At 35.5% G+C, this 22667-nt stretch carries 25 protein-coding genes; 17 read left to right on the top strand and 8 right to left on the bottom strand.

Annotated features, from left to right (window positions below; all coding sequences use genetic code 11):
* Positions 1-75 precede the first annotated feature (75 nt).
* The 9 genes from ACUXEY_RS14985 to ACUXEY_RS14945 all read left to right on the top strand — a co-directional run bounded on the left by ACUXEY_RS14985 (position 76) and on the right by ACUXEY_RS14945 (position 10950).
* Positions 76-477: an LSm family protein gene (locus ACUXEY_RS14985; protein ID WP_166703514.1), complete on the top strand. Its 402-nt coding sequence runs from the start codon at positions 76-78 to the stop codon at positions 475-477.
* A 16-nt stretch (positions 478-493) separates the two neighbouring features.
* Positions 494-688, top strand: coding sequence for an LSm family protein (locus ACUXEY_RS14980; RefSeq protein WP_000899469.1), 195 nt, complete (start codon positions 494-496; stop codon positions 686-688).
* A gap of 13 nt (positions 689-701) precedes the next feature.
* Positions 702-2246: a glycosyltransferase family 2 protein gene (locus ACUXEY_RS14975; protein ID WP_166703513.1), complete on the top strand. Its 1545-nt coding sequence runs from the start codon at positions 702-704 to the stop codon at positions 2244-2246.
* On the top strand, positions 2239-3480 hold the full coding sequence (locus ACUXEY_RS14970; RefSeq protein WP_461300996.1) for a nucleotide sugar dehydrogenase: 1242 nt from the start codon (positions 2239-2241) through the stop codon (positions 3478-3480). The genes ACUXEY_RS14975 and ACUXEY_RS14970 overlap by 8 nt, the downstream gene beginning before the upstream one ends.
* Positions 3477-4442, top strand: coding sequence for an NAD-dependent epimerase/dehydratase family protein (locus ACUXEY_RS14965; RefSeq protein WP_461300995.1), 966 nt, complete (start codon positions 3477-3479; stop codon positions 4440-4442). Before ACUXEY_RS14970 ends, ACUXEY_RS14965 begins: the two co-directional genes overlap by 4 nt.
* On the top strand, positions 4435-5982 hold the full coding sequence (locus tag ACUXEY_RS14960) for a glycosyltransferase family 2 protein (RefSeq protein ID WP_461300994.1): 1548 nt from the start codon (positions 4435-4437) through the stop codon (positions 5980-5982). Before ACUXEY_RS14965 ends, ACUXEY_RS14960 begins: the two co-directional genes overlap by 8 nt.
* Positions 5983-6320: 338 nt before the next feature.
* Entirely contained in the window at positions 6321-8570 is a 2250-nt protein-coding gene (gene pflB / locus ACUXEY_RS14955) for a formate C-acetyltransferase (protein ID WP_341518609.1), read from the top strand.
* Between the two features lie 69 nt (positions 8571-8639).
* Positions 8640-9371, top strand: a complete 732-nt coding sequence (gene pflA, locus ACUXEY_RS14950) for a pyruvate formate-lyase-activating protein (RefSeq protein ID WP_461300993.1) — start codon at positions 8640-8642, stop codon at positions 9369-9371.
* 412 nt (positions 9372-9783) lie between these two features.
* Positions 9784-10950, top strand: coding sequence for a diglucosyl diacylglycerol synthase (locus tag ACUXEY_RS14945; RefSeq protein ID WP_461300992.1), 1167 nt, complete (start codon positions 9784-9786; stop codon positions 10948-10950).
* 370 nt (positions 10951-11320) lie between these two features.
* Here the strand turns inward: ACUXEY_RS14945 and ACUXEY_RS14940 are convergent, their stop codons facing one another.
* From ACUXEY_RS14940 to ACUXEY_RS14925, 4 genes are all read right to left on the bottom strand, one after another.
* A complete protein-coding gene (locus ACUXEY_RS14940) occupies positions 11321-11440 on the bottom strand; it encodes a YfhE family protein (RefSeq protein WP_166703508.1) in 120 nt (39 codons plus the stop codon).
* Between the two features lie 110 nt (positions 11441-11550).
* Positions 11551-12108 carry a GNAT family N-acetyltransferase gene (locus tag ACUXEY_RS14935; protein ID WP_098664416.1) on the bottom strand — a complete coding sequence of 186 codons (558 nt, stop codon included), beginning with the start codon at positions 12106-12108 and terminating at the stop codon, positions 11551-11553.
* A gap of 241 nt (positions 12109-12349) precedes the next feature.
* Positions 12350-13480 (bottom strand): amidohydrolase, encoded by a 1131-nt coding sequence (locus ACUXEY_RS14930; protein WP_429602206.1) that lies wholly within the window; start codon positions 13478-13480, stop codon positions 12350-12352.
* A gap of 140 nt (positions 13481-13620) precedes the next feature.
* The gene (locus ACUXEY_RS14925; RefSeq protein WP_429602205.1) at positions 13621-14526 is read right to left on the bottom strand and encodes a TIGR01777 family oxidoreductase; all 906 of its coding nucleotides are present in this window, start codon (positions 14524-14526) and stop codon (positions 13621-13623) included.
* 81 nt (positions 14527-14607) lie between these two features.
* Between ACUXEY_RS14925 and recX the strand changes: the two genes are divergently transcribed.
* Together recX and ACUXEY_RS14915 are read left to right on the top strand one after the other, a co-directional pair.
* A complete protein-coding gene (gene recX, locus ACUXEY_RS14920; protein WP_048527868.1) occupies positions 14608-15420 on the top strand; it encodes a recombination regulator RecX in 813 nt (270 codons plus the stop codon).
* A gap of 10 nt (positions 15421-15430) precedes the next feature.
* Positions 15431-15748, top strand: coding sequence for a YfhH family protein (locus tag ACUXEY_RS14915; RefSeq protein ID WP_048527867.1), 318 nt, complete (start codon positions 15431-15433; stop codon positions 15746-15748).
* A 64-nt stretch (positions 15749-15812) separates the two neighbouring features.
* On the opposite strand, the gene ACUXEY_RS14910 is transcribed toward ACUXEY_RS14915, so the two are convergent.
* Complete coding sequence (locus ACUXEY_RS14910) at positions 15813-15965, bottom strand: YpzG family protein (RefSeq protein WP_000122093.1); 153 nt, start codon at positions 15963-15965, stop codon at positions 15813-15815.
* A 37-nt stretch (positions 15966-16002) separates the two neighbouring features.
* On the bottom strand, positions 16003-16161 hold the full coding sequence (locus ACUXEY_RS14905; RefSeq protein ID WP_000517891.1) for a small, acid-soluble spore protein K: 159 nt from the start codon (positions 16159-16161) through the stop codon (positions 16003-16005).
* A 122-nt stretch (positions 16162-16283) separates the two neighbouring features.
* Between ACUXEY_RS14905 and ACUXEY_RS14900 the strand changes: the two genes are divergently transcribed.
* A complete protein-coding gene (locus ACUXEY_RS14900) occupies positions 16284-16550 on the top strand; it encodes a YfhJ family protein (RefSeq protein WP_166703504.1) in 267 nt (88 codons plus the stop codon).
* A 24-nt stretch (positions 16551-16574) separates the two neighbouring features.
* Here the strand turns inward: ACUXEY_RS14900 and ACUXEY_RS14895 are convergent, their stop codons facing one another.
* On the bottom strand, positions 16575-17555 hold the full coding sequence (locus ACUXEY_RS14895; RefSeq protein WP_166703503.1) for a metal-dependent hydrolase: 981 nt from the start codon (positions 17553-17555) through the stop codon (positions 16575-16577).
* 148 nt (positions 17556-17703) lie between these two features.
* Here ACUXEY_RS14895 and mutY point away from each other — a divergent pair, with 148 nt between their 5' ends.
* Positions 17704-18801 carry an A/G-specific adenine glycosylase gene (gene mutY / locus ACUXEY_RS14890; RefSeq protein WP_166703502.1) on the top strand — a complete coding sequence of 366 codons (1098 nt, stop codon included), beginning with the start codon at positions 17704-17706 and terminating at the stop codon, positions 18799-18801.
* A gap of 186 nt (positions 18802-18987) precedes the next feature.
* Here mutY and ACUXEY_RS14885 read toward each other — a convergent pair whose 3' ends face one another.
* On the bottom strand, positions 18988-19212 hold the full coding sequence (locus ACUXEY_RS14885) for a hypothetical protein (protein WP_073518180.1): 225 nt from the start codon (positions 19210-19212) through the stop codon (positions 18988-18990).
* 125 nt (positions 19213-19337) lie between these two features.
* On the opposite strand from ACUXEY_RS14885, the gene ACUXEY_RS14880 reads away from it, so the two are divergent.
* From ACUXEY_RS14880 to ACUXEY_RS14865, 4 genes are all read left to right on the top strand, one after another.
* Positions 19338-19619, top strand: a complete 282-nt coding sequence (locus ACUXEY_RS14880) for a gamma-type small acid-soluble spore protein (RefSeq protein ID WP_461300991.1) — start codon at positions 19338-19340, stop codon at positions 19617-19619.
* Positions 19620-19807: 188 nt separating this feature from the next.
* Positions 19808-20068, top strand: coding sequence for a YgaB family protein (locus tag ACUXEY_RS14875; protein ID WP_000997582.1), 261 nt, complete (start codon positions 19808-19810; stop codon positions 20066-20068).
* A gap of 251 nt (positions 20069-20319) precedes the next feature.
* Positions 20320-20850, top strand: coding sequence for a nucleoside tri-diphosphate phosphatase (gene ntdP, locus ACUXEY_RS14870; protein ID WP_000506628.1), 531 nt, complete (start codon positions 20320-20322; stop codon positions 20848-20850).
* 54 nt (positions 20851-20904) lie between these two features.
* Positions 20905-22665, top strand: coding sequence for an ABC transporter ATP-binding protein (locus ACUXEY_RS14865; RefSeq protein ID WP_166703501.1), 1761 nt, complete (start codon positions 20905-20907; stop codon positions 22663-22665).
* The last annotated feature ends 2 nt before the right edge of the window (positions 22666-22667 follow it).

Here is a 22667-nt window from a genome sequence, read left to right as displayed (position 1 = left end):
AAAAAAGCCTGCTTTGTATACATTAAGATGTATGGATGTATTTTTATAATTTAAAAATAATAGGAGGAGAAATATATGTGTCTGTTCGGTAAGTATTGGAAAAAGTTATCGAGATTGTTTAATAGGCAATTAGATTATTTTTTAGACAATAAGTTATTGCCCGCTGTGGAAAGACTTTTATTTTCACAAAACTTCGCGAGATTTATTCAAAGAAATTCTAAGCAAGCTACGGAAGAAGTTATTGAATCAAGTAGATTTCAATCTATTATTTGTAACATTTTAAAAGAATGTAACACATCACCTTTTAAAGAAATTGCAGAGCAGTATTTGGGTAAAAACGTAGAAATTAATGTGACAGTTGGACAGTTAACGGGTGTGATTGTAGCAGTTGGGGATGATTTTTTAACACTGCAAGAAGGAATAGGAACAGAAGTGTTATTACCATTTACAAGTATTATATCAATTAAAGAAGCGTAAGAAAGGAGAGTTATATATGTTATTTACTGATGAACTACGTAACCATGTTGGTGAACTAGTGCAAGTTGTGACAGCTGTAGAAATCATTGCAGGCGTTCTTTTATCTGTGACGGATGGGGCAGTAATTGTTCGTACTTCTCCTTCTTATGGACCACCAGAAGATGTAGTTGTACGTATTCCTATTATTGCTTATGTTCGCTTGGAAGGGTAAGAGTGATACAAGTATGAGAGTGTCAGTTGTGATTCCAGTGCATAATGAAGCAAGTACTTTATCAAAAGTTTTAGTAGAAGTAAGGAAGTTGGAACCATATGAAATTATCATAGTAGATAATGGATCGACAGATGGTACGAAAGAAATAGCATTACAGCATAATTGCCGTGTGATTTATTATAGATCTTCTCTTGGTAATGATGTGGGACGGGCAATTGGTGCTAGAGAAGCAAAAGGAGAAATTGTTTTATTTTTAGATGGCGATATCGTCATGAAAAGTGAAGAATTATACAATTTTATTAAAGGAATACAGCAAGGACATGAGATTGTTTTAAATAATTTAACATGGTCCGTTTATTTGAAGATGAGACCGCATTATACGACGGTTGGAAAATATATGTTAAACCGTTATTTGAACAAGAAAGAGTTTGTTGTAGGGTCTTTAATTGCGATACCACATGCGATAAGTCGTGAAGTAATTGAAAAACTAGGGTGGTGGAATTTAGCGGATCCAGCACTATTTCAAGCGATGGCGATGTCTAGAGGAGTAGATATTTCTGATATGGCTTCAGTTGATGTCATTTACACAAATAAAGTTCGTCCTGTGCATACGGGTACATCACCTGGCTCTCCTTATCCGAAAGCGACTAGTCGTATTATGGGTGATCATTTGCGAGCTTTACAATACGTAATCGAAACATACGGTAAACGCGGTGGTTTTTTAGAGGGCAATAAGGATAGGGAATTTGTAGGAAAGTATAAACCAGTTTTATTACAAAGGAAAAAAGCGAAATATAGTGCCATTATCCCGATATCAGGAGAGAAAACAACTATAAGGTCTGTTATACAAGAAGTGAAAGCAGCAGGTGTAGATGAAATTATTGTTGTTGCACATGGAGCACATATTGAGACTGTTAAACAAGCAAAGCTAGAGAATGTTATTGTTGTTGAATTTGGAGAAGTGCTTGGACATAATGTAGCACGGGTAATAGGCGCCATGCATGCTACGGCAGATATTTGCTTATTTGTGGATGGTGATTTTGCTATTCCAGCAAAAAATTTAATTCCATTTTTGCGCGCTATTGAAGATGGAAGTGATGTGGCATTAAATGATTTACAGTGTTTATTAGATATGTTTCATCCAGCAGATCCAATTAGCATGGGAAAATATTTTGTGAATTTGATAGCGAAGCGACCAGATTTATGGAATAACTCATTAACAGCAGTACCACACGCTATGCATAAAAAAGTAATAGAGAAAATTGGTTATGATTCTCTTGTGATCCCTCCATTAGCTCAGATGAAAGCTATTTTAGAAGGATTCTCTGTTACAGCAGTAGAGTTAGTAGATGTTATAAAAACAAATCGAGTACGTCCAGAGCAACACGAATTTATAAATGGGCGTATTTCAGCATTTGATCGTATTTTCGGTGATCAAATTGAGGCGATTGCGTATTTATTACAATGTACGGACGAACGCGGTGGTTTTACAGATGGAGATAGAGATAGGGATATCATTCAACAATTGAGAAGGGAAGAAGAGAATACAAATGAATAGTAGTAAAGTAGCTATTATTGGGTTAGGGTATGTTGGCCTTCCTTTAGCAGTCCATTTTGCAGAGAGAGGGCATACAGTACTTGGGTTAGATAAAGATACTAGAAAAATAGTATCAATTATAAAAGGAGAAAGCTACATTCCGGATGTTTCTTCCAAAGAGTTACAAAGTTTATTGATGAAAAAAAAATTAATAGTGAACACACCGGATCAAGGCATTGCTGATTTTCAAAATAGTGATTATGTTATTGTTACTGTCCCGACTCCGATTAATGAAAAAAGAGAACCAGACTTAAGTGCCCTCATTTCAGCTTCGCATTATATACAACAACACCTTCAAAAAGGACAAACCTTCATTTTCGAAAGCTCCACATATCCAGGTACACTCGAGGAAGTTATCATTCCTATTATTTCTCAAACAGGTAAAAAGGTAGGAGAAGATTTCTATATCGGATATTCCCCTGAGAGAATTGATCCGGCTAATAGTCACTATTCCGTTCAAACGATTCCAAAAGTTATTAGTGGACAAACAGAAAAGTGTAAACAAAAAGTACAGGAGTTGTATAGCACTACATTTGATGTAGTTGTTCCAGTTAGTTCTCCGAAAGTAGCGGAAATGTGTAAGTTATTTGAAAATATTCAGCGTCTAGTCAATATTTCATTAGTAAATGAGTTAAACACACTATGTGAAAGTTTAGGAATTGATTTTTATGAGGCGCTTGAAGCAGCATCTACAAAACCGTTTGGATTTACCCCATATTGGCCAGGGCCAGGGATAGGGGGACACTGTATTCCAGTAGATCCTTTATATTTCCAATGGAGAATAAAAAGGAATGGGGAAATTAGTCAATTAATTGAAGCTGCACATGTGATTAATGAAGAAATGCCAGAGAAAATAGTCCGGAAAGTAAAAGGTGTGGTGCAATCACCTGCAACGGTTTTAATTGTAGGGATTGCATATAAGAAAGACGTAAATGACTTAAGAGAATCACCGGCTTTACCAATTATTGAATTGTTAATAAAAGAAGGATATGAAATCGAATATCATGATCCATATATTTCTTCTGCAAAATTTGAAGATAAGGTGTACCAATCTGTTTCTTTAGATGAACAAGTCGTTAAACAAGCGGGTTGTATTTTAATTTTAACTGATCACTCTAATATCGATTGGAAGCTTTTTAAAGGTATGAAGCGAGTAATAGATACACGTGGAATTATAAAGAAGGTGAGTGTATGAGTAAGAAATGTTTAATTACAGGTGGAGCAGGATTTATTGGTTCACATTTAGCTGAAGAGCTGGTGAAAAGAGGGTATGGGGTTACGATCGTTGATAACTTCTATAAAGGGAAAAATAAATATCATGATGAGTTAATGAAAGAAATTCGGGTTATTCCAATAAGCGTTTTAGATAAAAATTCTATTTATGAATTAGTAAATCAACATGATGTAGTGTTTCATTTAGCAGCAATTTTAGGTGTGAAAACGACAATGGAAAAGAGTATAGAGCTCATTGAAACGAATTTTGATGGAACGAGAAACATTTTACAAGCAGCGCTAAATGGAAAGAAGAAAGTAGTCTTTGCGTCTACTTCAGAAGTATATGGTAAGGCAAAACCACCCTTTTCTGAAGAGGGGGATCGATTATACGGGGCAACTTCTAAAATACGTTGGAGTTATGCAGTGTGTAAAACATTAGAAGAGACATTATGTTTAGGATACGCTTTAGAAGGTTTACCTGTAACGATTGTGCGTTATTTTAATATTTATGGTCCAAGAGCGAAAGATGGTCCATATGCAGGGGTAATCCCGCGATTTATTAGTGCGGCCCTGCAGGGAGAAGACATTCTCGTATATGGAGATGGAGAGCAAACACGTTGCTTTACGTATGTAAGTGATGCGGTAGAGGCAACGATTCGAGCGATGGATGAAAAGGTAAATGGTGAAATTATTAACATAGGTTCTGAGAATGAAAAGAGTATAAAAGAAGTAGCAGAAGTAATTAAAAAACTAACGAAATCTTCTTCAAAGATTGTTCAAGTTTCTTTCGAAGAGGTATATCCACATGGCTTTGAAGAAATTCCAAATAGAAGACCAGATGTAACGAAATTAAAAGAACTTGTTCGATTTCAGGCGAAAGTAACGTGGGAAAACGGATTAAAAGAAACAATTAATTGGTTTCGTGAAGAAAACAATGGCTAAGTCGTTATCAGTTATTATTCCTGCATGTAATGAAATCGATACGATTTCAGACGTTATTCAATCGGCAAAAGGATTAAATCCAGTAGAGATTATTGTAGTAGCAAACGGTTGTAATGATGGTACAGAAGAGGTTGCTGATCGTTTAGGATGTAAAGTAATTAAGTATACAGAGTTACTAGGGAACGATGTTGGCCGTGCGGTTGGCGCAAAACATGCGATAGGTGATGTATTACTATTTATAGATGGAGATTTTGCTATTCAAACTTCAAAATTACAATTATTCCTGAATCCCATTTTACATGATCAGGCTGACATCGTTTTAAATAATTTGGATGCGTTATTTTTAAAGAAACAAAAACCGCATTCTGTGGCAGTATGGCGCCAAATATTAAATGCAATGTTAGAGCGTGAAGAGTTAAAAGTTGATTCTTTATTATCTGTACCTCATGCGTTGACGAAAGAAGTTGTTCAAAGTATTGGATATGAAGGCTTTGTTAATCCTATTGTCGCTCATTTACGTTTAGTTCAAAGTAAATGGAGAATTAGTCGTCATTGTGCAATTGACGTTATTACGCCAAATAAATTTCGGCCGACCGAGCATGCTGCGTATGGCACGGGTCTTTCGCAATCTGAAAAACGGATGATAGGTGATCATATAGAAGCTGTAGCGGAGCGAATAGTAGGTAGCGATGAGCGCGGAGGATATTACGATGGCAATAGGAAAAGAGATAGTGTGTATCATACTTTAGATTTCGAAGATCTTTATCAAGGATGGGGCGTCACATCTAAATTGTATAAAGGAAAGCAATTATCGGTCATTATTCCTGTACAAGATGAAGAAAAAACAATTGGAAATGTTATAGATGAACTTCGAAAAATTGAACCTTTTGAAATTATCGTTGTTGTAAATGGTTCGTCTGATCAAACAGCAACGATTGCAAAAGAAAAGGGAGCAACAACAATTGTATATAAAGAAGCACTTGGAAACGATGTAGGGCGTTCACTTGGAACTTACTTTGCTAAAGGGGATATTGTACTGTTTATAGACGGCGACTTTGTTATTTCGGCAAGGGAGTTATATCCTTTCGCAAAAGCTATTGCAGATGGAATGGATGTCGCCTTAAATGATCTAAATCATTATTTAGATTTAAGAGTACCACTTCATCTTGTAACTGCATTTAAATATGCATTAAATTTAGCTTGTGATAGAAAAGATCTAGGAGTAGGCTCTCTTATTGCTGTACCGAATGCGTTCAGTCGTAAGTGTTTGAAAGAAATTGGGTATAGATCTTTACTCTCACCTTGTGTAGCACAAGTGAAAGCGATTCTGTCGGGATTCGAGATTGCATGTGTAAGTCGTGTAGAGGTCGATAAGATGAACCGTATTCGTCCCAGTGAACATTTTGCAAAAATAGGTCATCCTCCAGCTGTTTTGCGAATTATAGGTGATCATATAGAAGGATTAGAGCAATTAATTGCATTAGAAGGCAATCGTGGTGGATTCTATGATGGGGATAGAAAAAGAGATGTTTTAGAGTAGTAACAAAAAAAGTGTACAACATATGTACACTTTTTGTTCTGTTATAAAAACTATAACAGATTAGGAGATAAGAGTATTACAGCTCTACAATGGGTATTGTTCTTATATTACAAAATAGGACTCGTATATAAGGATACCAAAAAAATACAATTAAGGGAAGGGTTAATTATAAAGACTTTTAAGTGAAGTTAACACTATGTATATAGTAGTTTGCTCAACATTTCACAAACATGTCACAACTATTTCGTTCACTTTCGCCAAAAAGTAGTATTCTAAGTGTGTAAGCTGTTATATAAAAAATCTTAGTCCTGTACTAATCAAAAATGGAGGAGATTAGGATGACTCAAGTATTAGAAAATGTTAAAAACGCATGGGAAAACTTTAAAGGTGAAAAATGGAAAGCAGAGATTGATGTTCGCGATTTCATTTTAAATAATGTAAACGTTTTCGAAGGAGATGAATCTTTCTTAGCGGGAGCAACTGAAGCAACGAAACAACTTTGGGATCAAGTAATGGATTTAACAACGAAAGAACGTGAAAACGGTGGCGTTCTTGATATGGATACAAAAATTGTTTCTTCTATTACATCACATGAACCAGGATATTTAAATAAAGATATTGAAAAAGTAGTCGGTTTCCAAACTGAAAAACCATTTAAACGTTCTTTACAACCATATGGTGGTATTCGTATGGCGGAACAAGCTTGTGAATCTTATGGATACGAAATGGACAAAGAACTTAGTCGTATTTTTAGAGATTGGAGAAAAACTCATAACCAAGGTGTATTCGATGCTTATACACCAGAAATGAGAAATGCACGTAAATCAGGTGTAATTACTGGTCTTCCAGATGCATACGGACGTGGACGTATTATCGGTGACTACCGACGCGTAGCATTATATGGTATTAATCATTTAATTGAAGCGAAAAAAGCAGATTTAAATTTAACTGGCGGTGTAATGAGCGAAGATACAATGCGTTTACGCGAAGAGTTATCTGAGCAAATGCGTGCACTTCAAGAGTTAAAACAAATGGCTGCCTCTCATGGCTTTGATATTTCTAAGCCAGCAACAAACACGCAAGAAGCATTCCAATGGTTATACTTCGCATATCTTGCAGCAATTAAAGAGCAAAACGGAGCTGCAATGAGTCTTGGACGTACTTCTACATTCTTAGACATTTATATTGAAAGAGATTTGGCAAATGGTACTTTAACAGAAGAAGAAGTACAAGAAATTGTGGATCACTTCATTATGAAATTACGTCTTGTGAAATTTGCAAGAACACCTGATTATAATGAATTATTCTCTGGTGACCCAACTTGGGTAACTGAGTCTATCGGTGGTATGGCATTAGATGGTCGTCCATTAGTAACAAAGAACTCATTCCGTTTCTTGCATACATTAGATAATTTAGGACCAGCTCCAGAACCAAACTTAACAGTTCTTTGGTCTAAACAATTACCACAGAACTTTAAAAACTACTGTGCAAAAATGTCTATTAAAACATCAGCAATTCAATATGAAAATGATGACATTATGCGTGCTGACTACGGTGATGACTACGGAATTGCTTGTTGTGTATCTGCAATGAGAATTGGTAAACAAATGCAGTTCTTCGGCGCACGTGCAAACTTAGCAAAAGCATTACTATATGCGATTAACGGTGGTAAAGATGAAAAATCTAAAGCACAAGTTGGCCCAGAGTACGCACCAATTACTTCTGAAGTATTAGATTATGAAGAAGTTATGCATAAGTTTGATATGACAATGGAATGGTTAGCAGGTCTATATTTAAACACATTAAATGTTATTCACTACATGCACGATAAATATAGCTACGAACGTATTGAAATGGCACTTCATGATACAAATGTTCTTCGTACAATGGCAACAGGTATCGCGGGTCTATCTGTAGTAGCAGACTCTTTAAGTGCAATTAAACACGCAAAAGTAAAACCAATTCGTGATGAAAACGGAATTGCAGTTGACTTTGAAATCGAAGGAGATTTCCCTAAATACGGTAACAATGATGACCGTGTAGATGAAATCGCTGTAAATCTTGTGAAAACATTTATGAATAAACTTCGTAAACATAAAACATACAGAAATTCTGTTCATACAATGTCAATCTTAACAATCACATCTAACGTTGTATACGGTAAGAAAACTGGTAACACTCCAGATGGTCGCCGTACTGGAGAACCATTTGCACCAGGTGCGAACCCAATGCATGGACGTGATACAAAAGGTGCATTAGCTTCATTATTATCTGTAGCTAAATTACCATATGAAGATGCACAAGATGGTATTTCTAATACATTCTCTATTATTCCAAAAGCACTTGGTAAAGAAGATGATGTACAAGTACGTAATTTAGTATCAATGCTTGATGGTTATGCAGTAAAAGAAGGACATCACTTAAATATTAACGTATTTAACCGTGAAACATTAATGGATGCAATGGAACATCCTGAAAAATATCCACAATTAACAATTCGCGTATCTGGTTACGCTGTAAACTTTATTAAATTAACTCGTGAACAACAAATTGATGTAATTAACCGTACAATGCATGAAAGCATGTAAGTGAAAAAAGTGTCCCTCTGCATTTTATAAATAGCAGAGGGAGGCTGTTTCAATAAAGGAGGAAGTAACATGGTAAAAGGAAGAATTCATTCTGTAGAGTCTTGTGGTACTGTTGATGGCCCAGGAATTCGTTATGTCATATTTACACAAGGGTGTTTATTACGTTGTCAATATTGTCATAATGCTGATACGTGGGAGATCGGTAAAGGAAAAGAAATAACAGTCGAAGAAGTAATGCAGGATGTGACATGTTACCTTCCTTTTATTGAAGCTTCCGGAGGCGGTATAACAGTTAGTGGTGGGGAACCATTATTACAGCTAGATTTCTTAATTGAATTATTTAAGAGATGTAAGGAAGCTGGAATTCATACAACAATTGACTCTTCGGGTGGTTGTTATTCAGAGGAACCAGAATTCCAAAACAAGCTAAACATTTTAATGGATTACACAGATTTAGTTTTATTGGATTTGAAACATATTGATTCAAAGAAACATCGTAAATTAACAGGAAAACCAAATGAACATATTTTACAATTTGCTCGTTATTTATCGGATAAAAATAAACCAATTTGGGTACGACACGTATTAGTTCCTGGTATTACGGATAATGAAGAGGATCTACAAAAATTATCTAGCTTTATTCAAAGTCTGTCTAATGTTCAGAAAGTTGAAGTGCTACCATACCATAAGCTTGGTGTATATAAATGGGAGGCACTTGGACATAAGTATCCACTTGCGAATGTAGAACCACCTACTGAAAAAAATGTAGAACAAGCAAGACATATTTTACATGCAGTCTAATCCAAATATGGGGTTAGGCTTTTTGCTTTCTTTACAATAAAACCTAGAGTATATATAGAGAAAAGAGTATACTGAAAATAGAATATCCATATTTTTGTAAGGAATAAGTGGAGAAATTTACATAATTGTAAAGGGAAATCAAAATAGTAAAAAGAATTAAGAAGTAAAAGAGTGAGTATCATGGAATAGAGAACATTTGTAAGTTATTGCGAAAGCTCTTATAGGAAAGTATAATGTAAAGATATGAGCACAGATAGGATTAAGGGGTCAATCTTATATGCTTTGCATATCCACGACAGGTACATAGCTGAAAGAGAAGTATTAGAATCTGTTTATGTAATTTTTAAGGAAAATGTTTTTCCTATTGTCGTATATGCAATATGGAGAAACAATAAGCTAGGAGTGGATTTGTTTGATAAAAAACCCCAAGGTTTTAATATTAACTGCACATTACGGTAATGGGCATGTGCAAGTAGCGAAAACATTAGAACAAACATTTCGCCAAAAAGGAATTGAAGATGTAATTGTATGCGATTTGTTCGGAGAATCACATCCAGTTATAACCGATATTACAAAATATTTATATTTAAAAAGTTATACAATAGGAAAAGAATTATACCGCTTGTTTTATTACGGCGTAGAAAAAATTTATGATAAAAAAATAGCATCTTGGTATGCGAACTTTGGAAGAAAACGTTTGAAATTACTTTTACAAGCAGAGAAACCGGATATTGTTATTAATACATTTCCGATCATAGCTGTACCAGAATTAAAAAAGCAAACAGGTATTTCAATTCCTGTGTATAACGTATTAACGGATTTTTGTGTGCACAAAATATGGATTCATCGGGAAGTAGATCGTTATTTTGTAGCAACTGATCACGTGAAAAAAGTTATGGTTGATATCGGTGTGCCTGCGGAGCAAATTGTTGAAACTGGAATTCCGATTCGTAATAGTTTTGAGCTAAAGATCAATCCAGACATTATATATAATAAATATCAGTTATGTAAGAATAAAAAGATTTTACTAATTGTAGCAGGTGCTCATGGGGTATTAGGAAGTGTAAAAGAACTATGCCAATCATTTATGTCGGTATCTGATTTACAAGTAGTTGTCGTTTGTGGGAAAAATGAAGCGTTAAAACAGGATTTATTAGGGTTACAGGAAAAAAATCCTGATGCATTAAAAGTATTTGGTTATGTTGAAAATATTGATGAATTATTCCGTGTTACTTCTTGTATGATTACGAAGCCAGGCGGTATTACGTTAAGTGAAGCGGCAGCATTGCAAGTACCTGTCATTTTATATAAGCCTGTTCCAGGACAAGAAAATGAAAATGCGATGTACTTTGAAAGAAAAGGAGCTGCAGTTGTCATTCGTGATGATAGTGAGGTTTTTGCAAAGACAGAGGCATTATTACAAGATGATATGAAGCTTCTTCAAATGAAAGAAGCGATGAGAAGCATTTATCGTCCGGAGCCAGCTGGTCATATTGTGGATACAATTTTGGCAGAAAATCATGTAGAACCGAATCATATACCTATTAAATCACCTGCTCTTGCACAACTATTTACTTAATATGAAACCCTCTTTTATATGTTTAAAGAGGGTTTTTTATTGTTTTTATAAAATAAAGTAGTAACTTATCCACATGAAGATTACGCTTTCATTAAACAGTAAAGTCGAAATATTAACAACTATATCCACATTGTCCACAATTTTTAGAAAAATATCCACAATTATAACATTTACTATGCGTTACAACATATAAACGTGTGAAGGATTTGTTGAATTTATTCACAATTCTATAAATTGTGTGGATAACGTTATCCACACAAAAAAGGTTCCTTATTTATAAGGAACCTTTTTGTCTATTCTATCACGTAGAAAAAATATGTAATGAGAATGAATAATTAGGGGGGAAAACTTCTAATTATTCATTCTCACTTTAAATACTTTTCGAGCGATAACCCGCTGCGCGATCTGCTTTGCGAAATTCTCGTTGGTAGAGAACTTCTTGTGTACCAGATAATGTGTTTTTTGCTTTGTCACGTTTCTTTTTATCCATTACAAATCACCTCGTGTCCTAAAGTCACTATCTATCGTTTCCAAAGACATCGGGTGATATACGCATATGGCAAAATGTTAATGATTAATTATTTTTTCTAAAAATTTAGATTATGCTTCTTTTAATTGGTGAGTATCTTGGAACGTTGTATCTCGCATTGTAGCAAGTGTATATTGATCTTTTGGAATTTCATATAAGTTATATACTTCTTCATTTGCGTTAATTTCATCATAAACGGCTTTTCTTGTTTCGTTTGCTAGATTAACATATTGTAGTTTTTCGGCAGCTTTAATAGAACGAATATTTATTTTACGAATACGCATAAAGATTGTTTCGATATCTAATTCATAGAAAAGTTCACTAAAAAATGAATCTTTCGCCAATTTATTATAGCCTTTTCCATGATAAGGTTTGCCAAGCCATGTGCCGAGAAATCCGGCTTTTTCTTGCACATCAAATAAAGTAATTGTTCCGATAGGGTTACCCCATTCATCTAAAATTGTGCGTGAAATTAATTCCCCACGCTCTTCAGCTTCAATCGTTTGTTTCGTTAAAAATAAATATTCCTCATAAGAATAAGCCTTTTGACGCACAAAAGGGAAGACAGCTGGATCCACCATTAACTCGTATAGAACGTGGCTGTCGTGTAAGTCGCGTTTTTTCAACATACTAACTCCTCCTCACACGAGGGTAGCATGACGAAAAAACACCCCACCCTCGAAATTTTTATATCAATCTTTAAAAAATTTCGGGGTGGGAATCGAACCCACTAGAACCAGTTTCTAACGCTGGTGGCGCACCATTTGCCTTCCCCATTCATCAATTTGAAAATGATAATCACGACACAAATTGATTATGGTTTCATTCAGTTTATAATCGTATAATACTTTATCTAGTCAAAAAAATAAACTAGTTTTTTTTATTTTTTTTGTAAATTATTTTTCCATCAATCATGGTTAGTACAGGCTTGGCTAAATAATGGAAAGGATGATGAGTCCATAACACGAGATCAGCGTCTTTTCCAACTTCAATACTCCCAATTCTATCCTCTAAACGTAAATTTCGTGCTGGAAATATAGTGATTCCTTCTAGTGCAGTTTTTTCGTCTAATCCTTCTCTTACTGCGACAGCAGCACAAACATTTAAATATTGAATTGGTGTATAAGGGTGATCTGTTGTTATAGAAACTTCCACTCCATTTTTCGATAATATATGGTAAGTATCCCATGTTTTGTTTTTAAGTTCGATTTTAGAACGGCGTGTAAGAGTGGGGCCAACTGAAACCTTCAAATTGTGTTTCGAAAGCTCATCAACAATAAAGTGTCCTTCTGTACAATGTTCAATGCGTAAATCGAGATTGAATTCTGTTGCAAAGCGTAGAGCAGAACTAATATCATCTGCTCGGTGAGCGTGGATACGTACGGGTATTTCGCGGCGTAATGCTTTTAAGATTGGAAGCATTCGAAAATCAGCTTCATGCCCGTAGTGCTGTGCTTCATAGAATGATTCTCGAAGTAACCCCATAATTCCCATACGTGTTATGGATTCTTTTGTTCCATTACTATGGACCTTTTTAGGATTTTCTCCAAAGGCAATCTTTAAGCCGGCAGGCTCTTGAATAATCATATGATCAATACAAGTTCCAGCTGTTTTTATTACACAAGTCGTACCACCGATAATGTTTTGACTTCCTGGCATAACGTGAACGGTTGTGATTCCATTTTGTACAGCATCTTGAAATGCAATATCAAGAGGGTGGATTCCGTCCAAAGAACGGATATGTGGTGTTGAAACTTCAGATGTTTCATTTGCATCATTGCCAGCCCAACCAGTACCTTCATCATAGAGACCAAGATGAGTATGGACATCGATAAATCCAGGTAAAAGATGAAGAGCACGAGCGTCTATAACAGTCATATCTTGAGTAGGTTGAATGGAAGGCTTGACCTCGGCAATTCTTTCTCCTATAACGAGTACATCCCCTTGAAATTTTTGGGATGTAATAGGATAGACAATGGCTTGCTTGAGCAATATTTTCATAGGTACCTCATTTCTGTTACTTTACAATGTTAATGGAATTTAAGGGAAAGTAACTGAAAGATTATTTGTGTAATAATGCTCCGGATTCTAGAAAATGAAAGTTTTGAAAAGGGCCCCTGTAAAACTGTGTTTTAGAAGTACTACATTGTATGCGAAAGTATATTTTGTAATGCATGGTCTATTGCCGGAAATGTGTACTCATACCCATGTTCAATTGCTTTACTAGGTAATACATGTTGTCCTTCTAGTACAAGTATGCTCATCTCACCAAGTAAAGTATGAAGCATAAATGAAGGGACAGGTAACCAATGAGGTTTTTTCATTATAGTTGCAATGGTTTCTCCAAATTCCTTCATTCTTATAGGGAGGGGTGCTGTAATGTTAAGCGGTCCATCAATTTCTTTTTTGTGTATGATGAAATCAATCAGGCGAACGACATCGTCTATATGGATCCATGATAACCATTGGTTTCCAGATCCAATTGTACCGCCGATATAGAATTGATAGGGGAGTAGCATTTTTGGAAGAGCTCCTCCATCTGCACTTAATACGACTCCAAATCTTGCGTATACTGTTCGCATTCCGAGAGAACGAGCTTTAGATGCTTCTTGTTCCCATGAATATACTGTATGTGCTAAAAAGTCATCTCCAGGAGTCTCATGCTGTTCTGTAAAAGACTCGGTTTCAGACGTTCCATAGTATCCAATAGCACTTGCATTAATAAATGTGTGCGGTTTTATGTTGAGTGTTTGTAATTGTTTAATGAGTCCTTTTGTCGTTTGAATTCTACTGTTTAAAATGGCTTTCTTTTGTTTCTTTGTCCATCTACTATTAATGGACTCTCCAGCTAGATTAATAACTATATCAATAGAGGAGAGGGGAAAGGTTTGTAAATCTGGTGTCCATTGTACGTATTGAAGGTTAGGGTCGGAAGTTTCAGTAGTTTTGTTTCGAGTCAGAATGTAAACCGTATATCCTTTTTGAATAAAAAAAGTAGAAAGGTATTTACCGATAAAGCCGGTACCACCAGAAATTGCGATTTTCACAATTATTTCCTCCTCATTATATATATTCTTGAAAAGCAAAAACGTTCCTTGACTATGTTAAAATAATAGAGAGGTGAGAGTATGGCTGTCATTACAAAAATAGAAGTACAAAAACGATCGAAAGAACGATTTAATATTTATATTGATAAAGGTCAAGGTGAAGAGTACGGATTTAGTGTGAATGAAGTAATCTTAATAAAACACGGATTACAAAAGGGCTTAGAAATTGATGAAATAGCGTTAGGAAATATTTTGTACAATGAAGAGGTACAAAAAGCATATTTACAAGCAATCTCCTATTTATCCTATCAAATGAGAACGAAACTAGAAATAGAAGATTTTTTACGAAAAAAAGAAGTGGGACAGGCCATCATCTCTGAAGTCGTTTCGAAATTATTACATGACCGATATATTAATGATAAAGAGTACGCTGTTTTATATACGAGAACGCAAAGCAATGTGAATCGAAAAGGTCCCACTGTTATTAAAAGAGAGTTGTTAAATAAAGGTGTTCAGGATTTAATTATTACGCATAGTTTACAAGAATATCCGAAGGAAAAGCAAATTGAAAATGCTTTAATTCTTATAGAGAAGAAGAAAAAAGCTTATCAAAAGCATTCTTTTTTACAAATGAAGCTCAAGTTAGACGAGATGCTTGTTCGTAAAGGATATTCTAGAGATGTGATTCAAATTTGTTTAGAAGAATTGAAAGACGAAAAAGATGACGAAAAGCAACAAGAGGCGTTACACTATCATGGGAATAAATATTATGAGAAATATAAGAAGTATGATGGATGGACATTCGAAAATAAGATGAAACAAGCGTTATACCGCAAAGGATTCTCTATCGATGAAATAGAGGTATTTTTGCAAATGAAACGCGAAGAGGGATGAGGAGAATAAGATGAATATGCCAAAGCGCTACAGTGAAATGACACCACATGAGCTAAGGGAAGAAATTGGGCTTTTGAAAGAGCAAGCGATAAAAGCTGAGCAACTTGGAATTGTAAATGAGTTCGATGTATTAATGCGAAAGATAGCAATGGCCCGCGCTTATATGACTGACATAAACAAATTCCATATCGGTGAGACATATGAATTAGTAGAAGAACCTGGTATATTATTTGAAATTACGTACTTCAATGGGGTATTTGCTTGGGGACATAAGCAAAATGATAATGAAGAGATTGGAATACCGATTTCTTTATTGCAAGAAAAATAAAAACCAGAGAGCGAATATCTCTCTGGTTTTCATCTTTGGTAGGCGTTACAGGAGATAGGAGATTCTAAAATTGGCGTTTTTTACATTCGTTCGCCAATATAATGAGAGACTGGGTTTGTTGCGTCTGTCCGTTAACTTGCGCTTTAGCATGTTTCGGACGAGTCCACGTATGGTTAAATAATTCAGAACGACTATCTAAGCGATCACGGTAGCTCATCTTTATCACCTCGTGTAGGAAGTTGATTTACTTTGTACTACTCTTCCTGCTGATTTGCAGCACGCATACGTTCTTGTGGGTGCGTGTTAATTGTGCCGTTAGGTCGTTTCGAAGCGAAGCGTGATTTCGCTTTCGGTTGACCGTCGATTTTGCTGTTGTTTTTTGACTCAGACCAAAATTCGGCTTGTTTACCCATTGCGAACGCCCTCCTCATCATCAGTTGATACCTCTTGAAGAAGTATCAATTATAGAATGTGCAAAATAGAAGAAACTATCCTTTAGAAATGAAGGGATAAATAGGTAAAAGGAGATTAGAACATGAATGATATTTATGAAGCATTAACGAAAGAACTATTAGAAAAAAATGACAAGCTTTCTTACGCACAAGCACGTGCGTGGGTTGAATTACTATGGGAAGATTTCCAAACAACTTATGCGAAATCAGGACGTTACCAAGGTGATGAAATGACTGAACAAGTGGTAAGAACATGGATTAATAATCATGGAGCGCGTCTTCATGAAATGCGCACAAATAATCCGAAATATAGCCATTTAATCAATCAAGAAGATCATTTGAAACATTAAAAAAAGCGACTTAAGTCGCTTTTTTTAATGTGGAAGTAACTCCAGTTTTTTTCGAAGCTTTTCTTCACTAAAAATCCATCCTGTATAGGAACTAATAATATTTAAATTATGATCGAGTTGAACGATCGCAACGAATGGATAATAATCTTTACTGCGATAGCGCAAATCAATGAATCGAACTTCGTAATAATGATCATAATCGAAAATGTCCCAGCGATACACAGGGGAGAAAGATAAAAATGCTGAGATGTTTTCATCTTGTTTAGCTGCGCGCATAATAGCATTGTCTGGGAACGGTACCCGGTCGAATTTATCATATACCATGATGTTACCGCGATGCCATCTAGCAACGTAGTAATAATTGGTTGTAACGATTGCTAAATGATAATGATAAAATCGATAAGAAGGAGAAATAATTATCTTCTCAACATGTTTGAAACGTTTTTGTACAACGCTTCTTATATTTCTATGCATCATAATCCGTCCGATATAGTAAATAATCATCAATATATATGCTGCTAAGGCAGTATACCCTTTGTGGGAACCTACAAGCATACAAGCAATTGCAAGTATATGGATAAAGAAAATGACGGTATCGAATGTATTAATGATGCCGAGCGCTACCCATTTTTTTGTGAAGGGCCGTAATGCCTGTGTACCGTAGGCATTGAAAATATCAACAAAGACATGAAGAAAGACGGCAATAAATGACCAAAGTAGTAGATGCAAGTATGGAGCGTCTGAAAAGAAGGCGAAAGAGATGCCACTTATAAGGAATGACCAAAGAACTACTGCAGGAATGGAATGAGTAATCCCGCGATGATTTCTTATATATTTAGCGTTATTACGCAATTTTAAAACTGTATCGATATCAGGAATATTGGAACCGGCAATTGTAGCGAGCATAACTGCTTGTGGGCCAATATCACTTTGTGCTATGGCTGGATCTAACGTGGCCAAACTGCCTAGAGTAACGCCCATAACAAGGTGAGTGGCTGTGTCCATAGAAATCCACCTCCGTTTTTTATTAATGTAACTCTTTTTATTCGATACCTCAAGTCCTTTGCCTTCTATTTCCTATGTCATCTTACTTAAATTTTTTCCTAAAATCTTTATAATAGTACTTATATGCAAAAAATGAGGGGGATCAAGTTTGACACTTGAAATATTAAATAATTTTAACATAGAGCAGTTTCAAAATGATTTAATTGGTTGGTTTGAAAAAGAGCAGCGCGACTTACCGTGGCGTAAAAATAAAGATCCATACCGTGTTTGGGTTTCGGAAATTATGTTGCAGCAAACTAGGGTAGAAGCTGTAAAACCATATTACGCGAATTTCATGGGGAAGTTTCCTACTCTAGAAGCTTTGGCAAATGCTGATGATGAAGAAGTGTTAAAAGCATGGGAAGGCTTAGGATATTATTCTAGAGCACGAAATTTACATGCGGCCGTAAAAGAAGTAAAAGAAGTATACGGCGGGATCGTACCGAGTGATGTAAAGAAAATTGAAAAATTAAAGGGAGTCGGACCATATACAAAAGGTGCTATTTTAAGTATTGCATATGGTATACCAGAGCCGGCAGTTGACGGAAATGTTATGCGTGTATTATCCCGTATTTTATCCATATGGGATGACATTGCAAAACCGAAAACGAGAAAAGTGTTTGAAGAGATTGTGCGTGAAATTATTTCGGCTGAAAATCCATCTTATTTTAATCAAGGTTTGATGGAGTTAGGGGCACTAATTTGTATTCCGAAAAATCCAGCATGCTTACTTTGTCCTGTACGTGAGCATTGCAGGGGATATGCTGAAGGTGTTCAAAAAGAGTTACCAGTAAAAAGTAAAGCGAAAGCTCCTACGATGGTACCGATTGTTGCAGGGGTGCTTCAAACGGAAGATGGTCGTTACGTCATTAATAAACGTCCAAGTACCGGTTTATTAGCTAATATGTGGGAGTTTCCGAATATTGAACTTGGCGAAGGGATTCGTAATCAGAAGGAACAGCTTATAGATTATATGAAAGAAAAATTTGAGCTTTCGATTTCTATTGAAGAATACGCAATGAATGTACAACATACGTTTACCCATCGTACTTGGGATATATTCGTATTTTACGGAAAAGTAACTGGTGACATTGTTGAAACAGATACATTGAAATTTGTATCGAAAGAAGCATTTGAACAGTTACCTTTCTCGAAATCGCATCGTACGATTTATGAAAATTGCGTTGAGAAAATTACAATGCAATAAAGTGAAACTTTAATCAGTGGGGGTTTTCTTCATCCCCCACTGATTATTAGTTGAACCAATCGGACTTTTATGGGCAGTTGATCCCCCACCTAAATTCTTTGCTTTCGCTGAATTTTAAGGTGGGGGTCTTACTGCCCATTAAAGCGGGATAAATAAAAAAGTGTTCCCTAGATTGGGAACACTTTTTTAATCGTAAGAAATTTTTGTCCCATGAGTCCAACTAGCCTCACCTTCTTGTAAGCCGCCTCTTGTTTCAATTTCTATTACAATTTCTTTGTAAATACTTTGACCTTCTGCATTTAAATAAGGCAGAATCTGTTGTAACGAATGATGAAAATAAGCTAATTCATCTTCTTTCCATTCACTTTTTGAAACCATCGTTAGTTCAGTCATATCGCGTCCTATATACATATTTCCACCTCCATTTTCTATAGTTTGAATGAGTGATGAGAGATATATGCAGAATTTTTTTAAAAGAAAATTACGGATAGCTCTTAGGTTAATTGGTTACATTATTGATTGTGGAGGTGAGAAAGATGAGTAAAAAACAACAAGGTTATAACAAGGCAACTTCTGGCGCTAGCATTCAAAGTACAAATGCTAGTTATGGTACAGAGTTTGCGACTGAAACAAATGTACAAGCAGTAAAACAAGCAAACGCACAATCAGAAGCAAAGAAAGCACAAGCTTCTGGTGCACAAAGTGCAAACACTAGTTATGGTACTGAATTTGCAACTGAAACAGACGTGCATGCTGTGAAAAAACAAAATGCACAATCAGCAGCAAAACAATCACAATCTTCTAGTTCAAATCAGTAATGAAAGAAAAACACTTCTCTAATTCAGGAGAAGTGTTTTCTTTGTGCCTGGGGCATGGTAATGAAAAGAAAGTGAACGACATAACTTCTAATAAGTCAACAAATGTAGTCAAAGGAAAAGGAAGTTAAAGATTAGAAATATGTAATGAGGAATAATAACTGATAAATAAGTCTAAAAGGGGGTAAGTAATGAACGATTTTGATAAGTTGGTAGGAGAACAATTGGAAACGATGGATGAGTTGTTAAAGCTACAAGCTCATCTAGAGAAGTATCAGCAAATTGAAATGAGTGAAAAGGATACGTGCGATAAAAAGGAATTACATTTTATCCGCCAAGAAATATATAGAACAGAATTAGCGTTAAAACTGTTACATGAGAAATTTGAAGAGCAAACAAATAGTGTGATTCAATCTTTTGAAACTGAAAAAATGATTTCGAATTTAGGATAAGACATATTGTTACCTTTCGGTGAAAGGTCCTTCTTTAGATAGAAATAAGGAAGGGCTTTTTCTATTCTCATTTCCTCGTTTCTAAATAATGTAGCGAAAGCCCAGTACCCGAAGAAGATTAGAGATATGGTATTCAGTGTGAAAAAATAGAGTCTTGTCGCTTTAGTTTTAAAATTTCGACAAAAAAGTTATAATAGAAAAAAAGTGAATGCAGCTCAAAGAGCATTTGCAGTTGAAGGAAGGGAGCATATATGGGATTTCCCAAAGAAGGAGAAAAAGTACAAATACATAGTTATAAACATAATGGCTCCATTCATAGAATGTGGGAAGAGACAACAATTTTAAAAGGGACACAGAGTCTTGTGATCGGAGCAAATGATCGTACAGTAGTGACAGAATCAGATGGCCGAACATGGATTACTCGTGAACCAGCAATTTGTTATTTTCATGCCAACTATTGGTTTAATGTAATTGGAATGTTAAGGGAAGAGGGAGTATATTATTATTGTAATTTAAGCTCACCTTTTGCATATGATTCTGAAGCGTTAAAGTATATTGATTATGATTTAGATATTAAAGTGTATCCAGATATGACATATACGCTTTTAGATGAAGATGAGTATGAAAAACATAGTCAAATTATGCAATATCCACCTGTTATTGATACCATTTTAAAACGAAATGTAGCACAATTAACACAATGGATTCATCAGAGAAAAGGGCCATTTGCGCCAGACTTTGTAGATATGTGGTATGAAAGATATTTAATGTACAGAAATTAAAACAAACCTGCAGGGGATTTCCCGGCAGGTTTGTCCTATTAGAGGGGGGATTATGTGCAAGGTATAAAAAGATATTTGCAATTTGTTAAACCATATCGATGGCTTATTGCTATTACGATTATGATTGGTCTAGTTAAATTTGGCATCCCGCTTATTATGCCGTGGTTATTAAAATATATTATCGATGATGTAATTCAAGGCGGAGGGTCACTTCAAGATAAAACGTCCCAACTAGTAACAGCGATTGGGATTGCTTTTTTTATTTTTGCAGTGTTAAGACCGCCAATTGAATATTATCGTCAATATTTCGCGCAGCGTATCGCAAATACAATCCTATATGATTTAAGAAAACATATTTTTGGTCATTTGCAAAAGTTGAGTTTACGCTATTATTCGAATACGAAAACAGGGGAAATTATTTCACGTGTCATTCATGATGTAGAACAAACGAAGGACTTTGTAATTACTGGTTTGATGAATGTTTGGTTAGATACAGCAACGATTGCTATTGCTATTATTGTTATGTTTTCTATGAATGTAAAATTGACATTTGTTGCGCTATTAATTTTACCTATTTATGTAGTAGCAGTGAAATATTTTTTTGGACGTCTTCGAAAATTGACGAAAGAGCGTTCACAAGCGTTAGCAACGATGCAAGGGTATTTACATGAACGTATTCAAGGGATGCAGGTGACACGTAGCTTTGCATTAGAAGAGTATGAGGGGAAGCAGTTTGAAAAAAGAAATAATGAATTTTTGACGAAAGCGTTAACGCATACGAGTTGGACCGCGAGAACATTTTCGGCGGTAAATACGTTAACAGATTTAGGACCATTACTTGTAATTGGTTTTGCAGCATATGAGGTGGTTCAGGGGCAGTTAACGTTAGGGACTATGGTTGCCTTTGTTGGATATATGGATAGTTTATATAGTCCGCTTCGCCGTCTTGTTAATTCCTCTACAACATTAACACAGTCTTTCGCATCGATGGATCGAGTGTTTGAATTGTTAGATGAGAAATACGATATTGTGAATGTGCCAAGTGCGGTACAAACGAAAAAATTAAATGGTGAAGTGATATTTGATAATGTATCTTTTCGTTACAATTCAGATGAAAAAGAGATATTACATAACCTTTCGTTAACTATGTTGCCAGGAGAGAAGGTAGCACTTGTAGGAGCGAGTGGGGGAGGGAAGTCATCTCTTGCTAGTTTAATCCCTCGTTTCTATGATGTTTCTTCAGGTGCAGTTTATGTAGATGGGATAGATGTCAGAAAGTATGATATGAGAAATTTACGTAGTCATATTGGAATTGTACTGCAAGATAATTTGTTATTTAGCGATACAATTGGGGCGAATATTTTATACGGAAATCCGAAAGCTACAGAGGAAGAAGTGATTGCAGCTGCCAAAGCTGCGCAAATTCATGATTTTATTATAGAGTTACCTGATGGTTATGATACTGTCGTTGGGGAACGCGGTGTGAAGTTATCTGGTGGGCAAAGGCAACGTGTAGCGATTGCAAGAGTGTTTCTAAAGAATCCATCGTTACTTATATTAGATGAAGCGACTTCCGCTTTAGATTTAGAAAATGAACGGTATATTCAGCAGGCGCTTCAGACGTTAGCTGCTGATCGAACGACGATCATAATTGCACATCGATTGGCGACGATTACGCATGTGGATACGATTATTTACATTGAAGATGGTGAAATTAAAGAAACAGGTTCTCATGAAGAGTTAATGAAAAAAAGAGGTTTTTATTACAATTTATATCAACTTCAACATATAACAGAAACAGCTCCTTTAGCGTAAAA

This window comes from Bacillus sp. F9_6S_D1_P_5 (genome assembly GCF_054823925.1).
This window is presented reverse-complemented; position numbering and strand designations above follow the sequence as displayed.

Coding starts and splice junctions, on each gene's coding strand:
- ACUXEY_RS14985 (WP_166703514.1), top strand. CDS start 76: ATGTGTCTGTTCGGTAAGTATTGGAAAAAGTTATCGAGATTGTTTAAT.
- ACUXEY_RS14980 (WP_000899469.1), top strand. CDS start 494: ATGTTATTTACTGATGAACTACGTAACCATGTTGGTGAACTAGTGCAA.
- ACUXEY_RS14975 (WP_166703513.1), top strand. CDS start 702: ATGAGAGTGTCAGTTGTGATTCCAGTGCATAATGAAGCAAGTACTTTA.
- ACUXEY_RS14970 (WP_461300996.1), top strand. CDS start 2,239: ATGAATAGTAGTAAAGTAGCTATTATTGGGTTAGGGTATGTTGGCCTT.
- ACUXEY_RS14965 (WP_461300995.1), top strand. CDS start 3,477: ATGAGTAAGAAATGTTTAATTACAGGTGGAGCAGGATTTATTGGTTCA.
- ACUXEY_RS14960 (WP_461300994.1), top strand. CDS start 4,435: ATGGCTAAGTCGTTATCAGTTATTATTCCTGCATGTAATGAAATCGAT.
- pflB (WP_341518609.1), top strand. CDS start 6,321: ATGACTCAAGTATTAGAAAATGTTAAAAACGCATGGGAAAACTTTAAA.
- pflA (WP_461300993.1), top strand. CDS start 8,640: ATGGTAAAAGGAAGAATTCATTCTGTAGAGTCTTGTGGTACTGTTGAT.
- ACUXEY_RS14940 (WP_166703508.1), bottom strand. CDS start 11,440: ATGGATAAAAAGAAACGTGACAAAGCAAAAAACACATTATCTGGTACA.
- ACUXEY_RS14935 (WP_098664416.1), bottom strand. CDS start 12,108: ATGTTGAAAAAACGCGACTTACACGACAGCCACGTTCTATACGAGTTA.
- ACUXEY_RS14930 (WP_429602206.1), bottom strand. CDS start 13,480: ATGAAAATATTGCTCAAGCAAGCCATTGTCTATCCTATTACATCCCAA.
- recX (WP_048527868.1), top strand. CDS start 14,608: ATGGCTGTCATTACAAAAATAGAAGTACAAAAACGATCGAAAGAACGA.
- ACUXEY_RS14915 (WP_048527867.1), top strand. CDS start 15,431: ATGAATATGCCAAAGCGCTACAGTGAAATGACACCACATGAGCTAAGG.
- ACUXEY_RS14910 (WP_000122093.1), bottom strand. CDS start 15,965: ATGAGCTACCGTGATCGCTTAGATAGTCGTTCTGAATTATTTAACCAT.
- ACUXEY_RS14905 (WP_000517891.1), bottom strand. CDS start 16,161: ATGGGTAAACAAGCCGAATTTTGGTCTGAGTCAAAAAACAACAGCAAA.
- ACUXEY_RS14900 (WP_166703504.1), top strand. CDS start 16,284: ATGAATGATATTTATGAAGCATTAACGAAAGAACTATTAGAAAAAAAT.
- ACUXEY_RS14895 (WP_166703503.1), bottom strand. CDS start 17,555: ATGGACACAGCCACTCACCTTGTTATGGGCGTTACTCTAGGCAGTTTG.
- ACUXEY_RS14885 (WP_073518180.1), bottom strand. CDS start 19,212: ATGTATATAGGACGCGATATGACTGAACTAACGATGGTTTCAAAAAGT.
- ACUXEY_RS14880 (WP_461300991.1), top strand. CDS start 19,338: ATGAGTAAAAAACAACAAGGTTATAACAAGGCAACTTCTGGCGCTAGC.
- ACUXEY_RS14875 (WP_000997582.1), top strand. CDS start 19,808: ATGAACGATTTTGATAAGTTGGTAGGAGAACAATTGGAAACGATGGAT.
- ntdP (WP_000506628.1), top strand. CDS start 20,320: ATGGGATTTCCCAAAGAAGGAGAAAAAGTACAAATACATAGTTATAAA.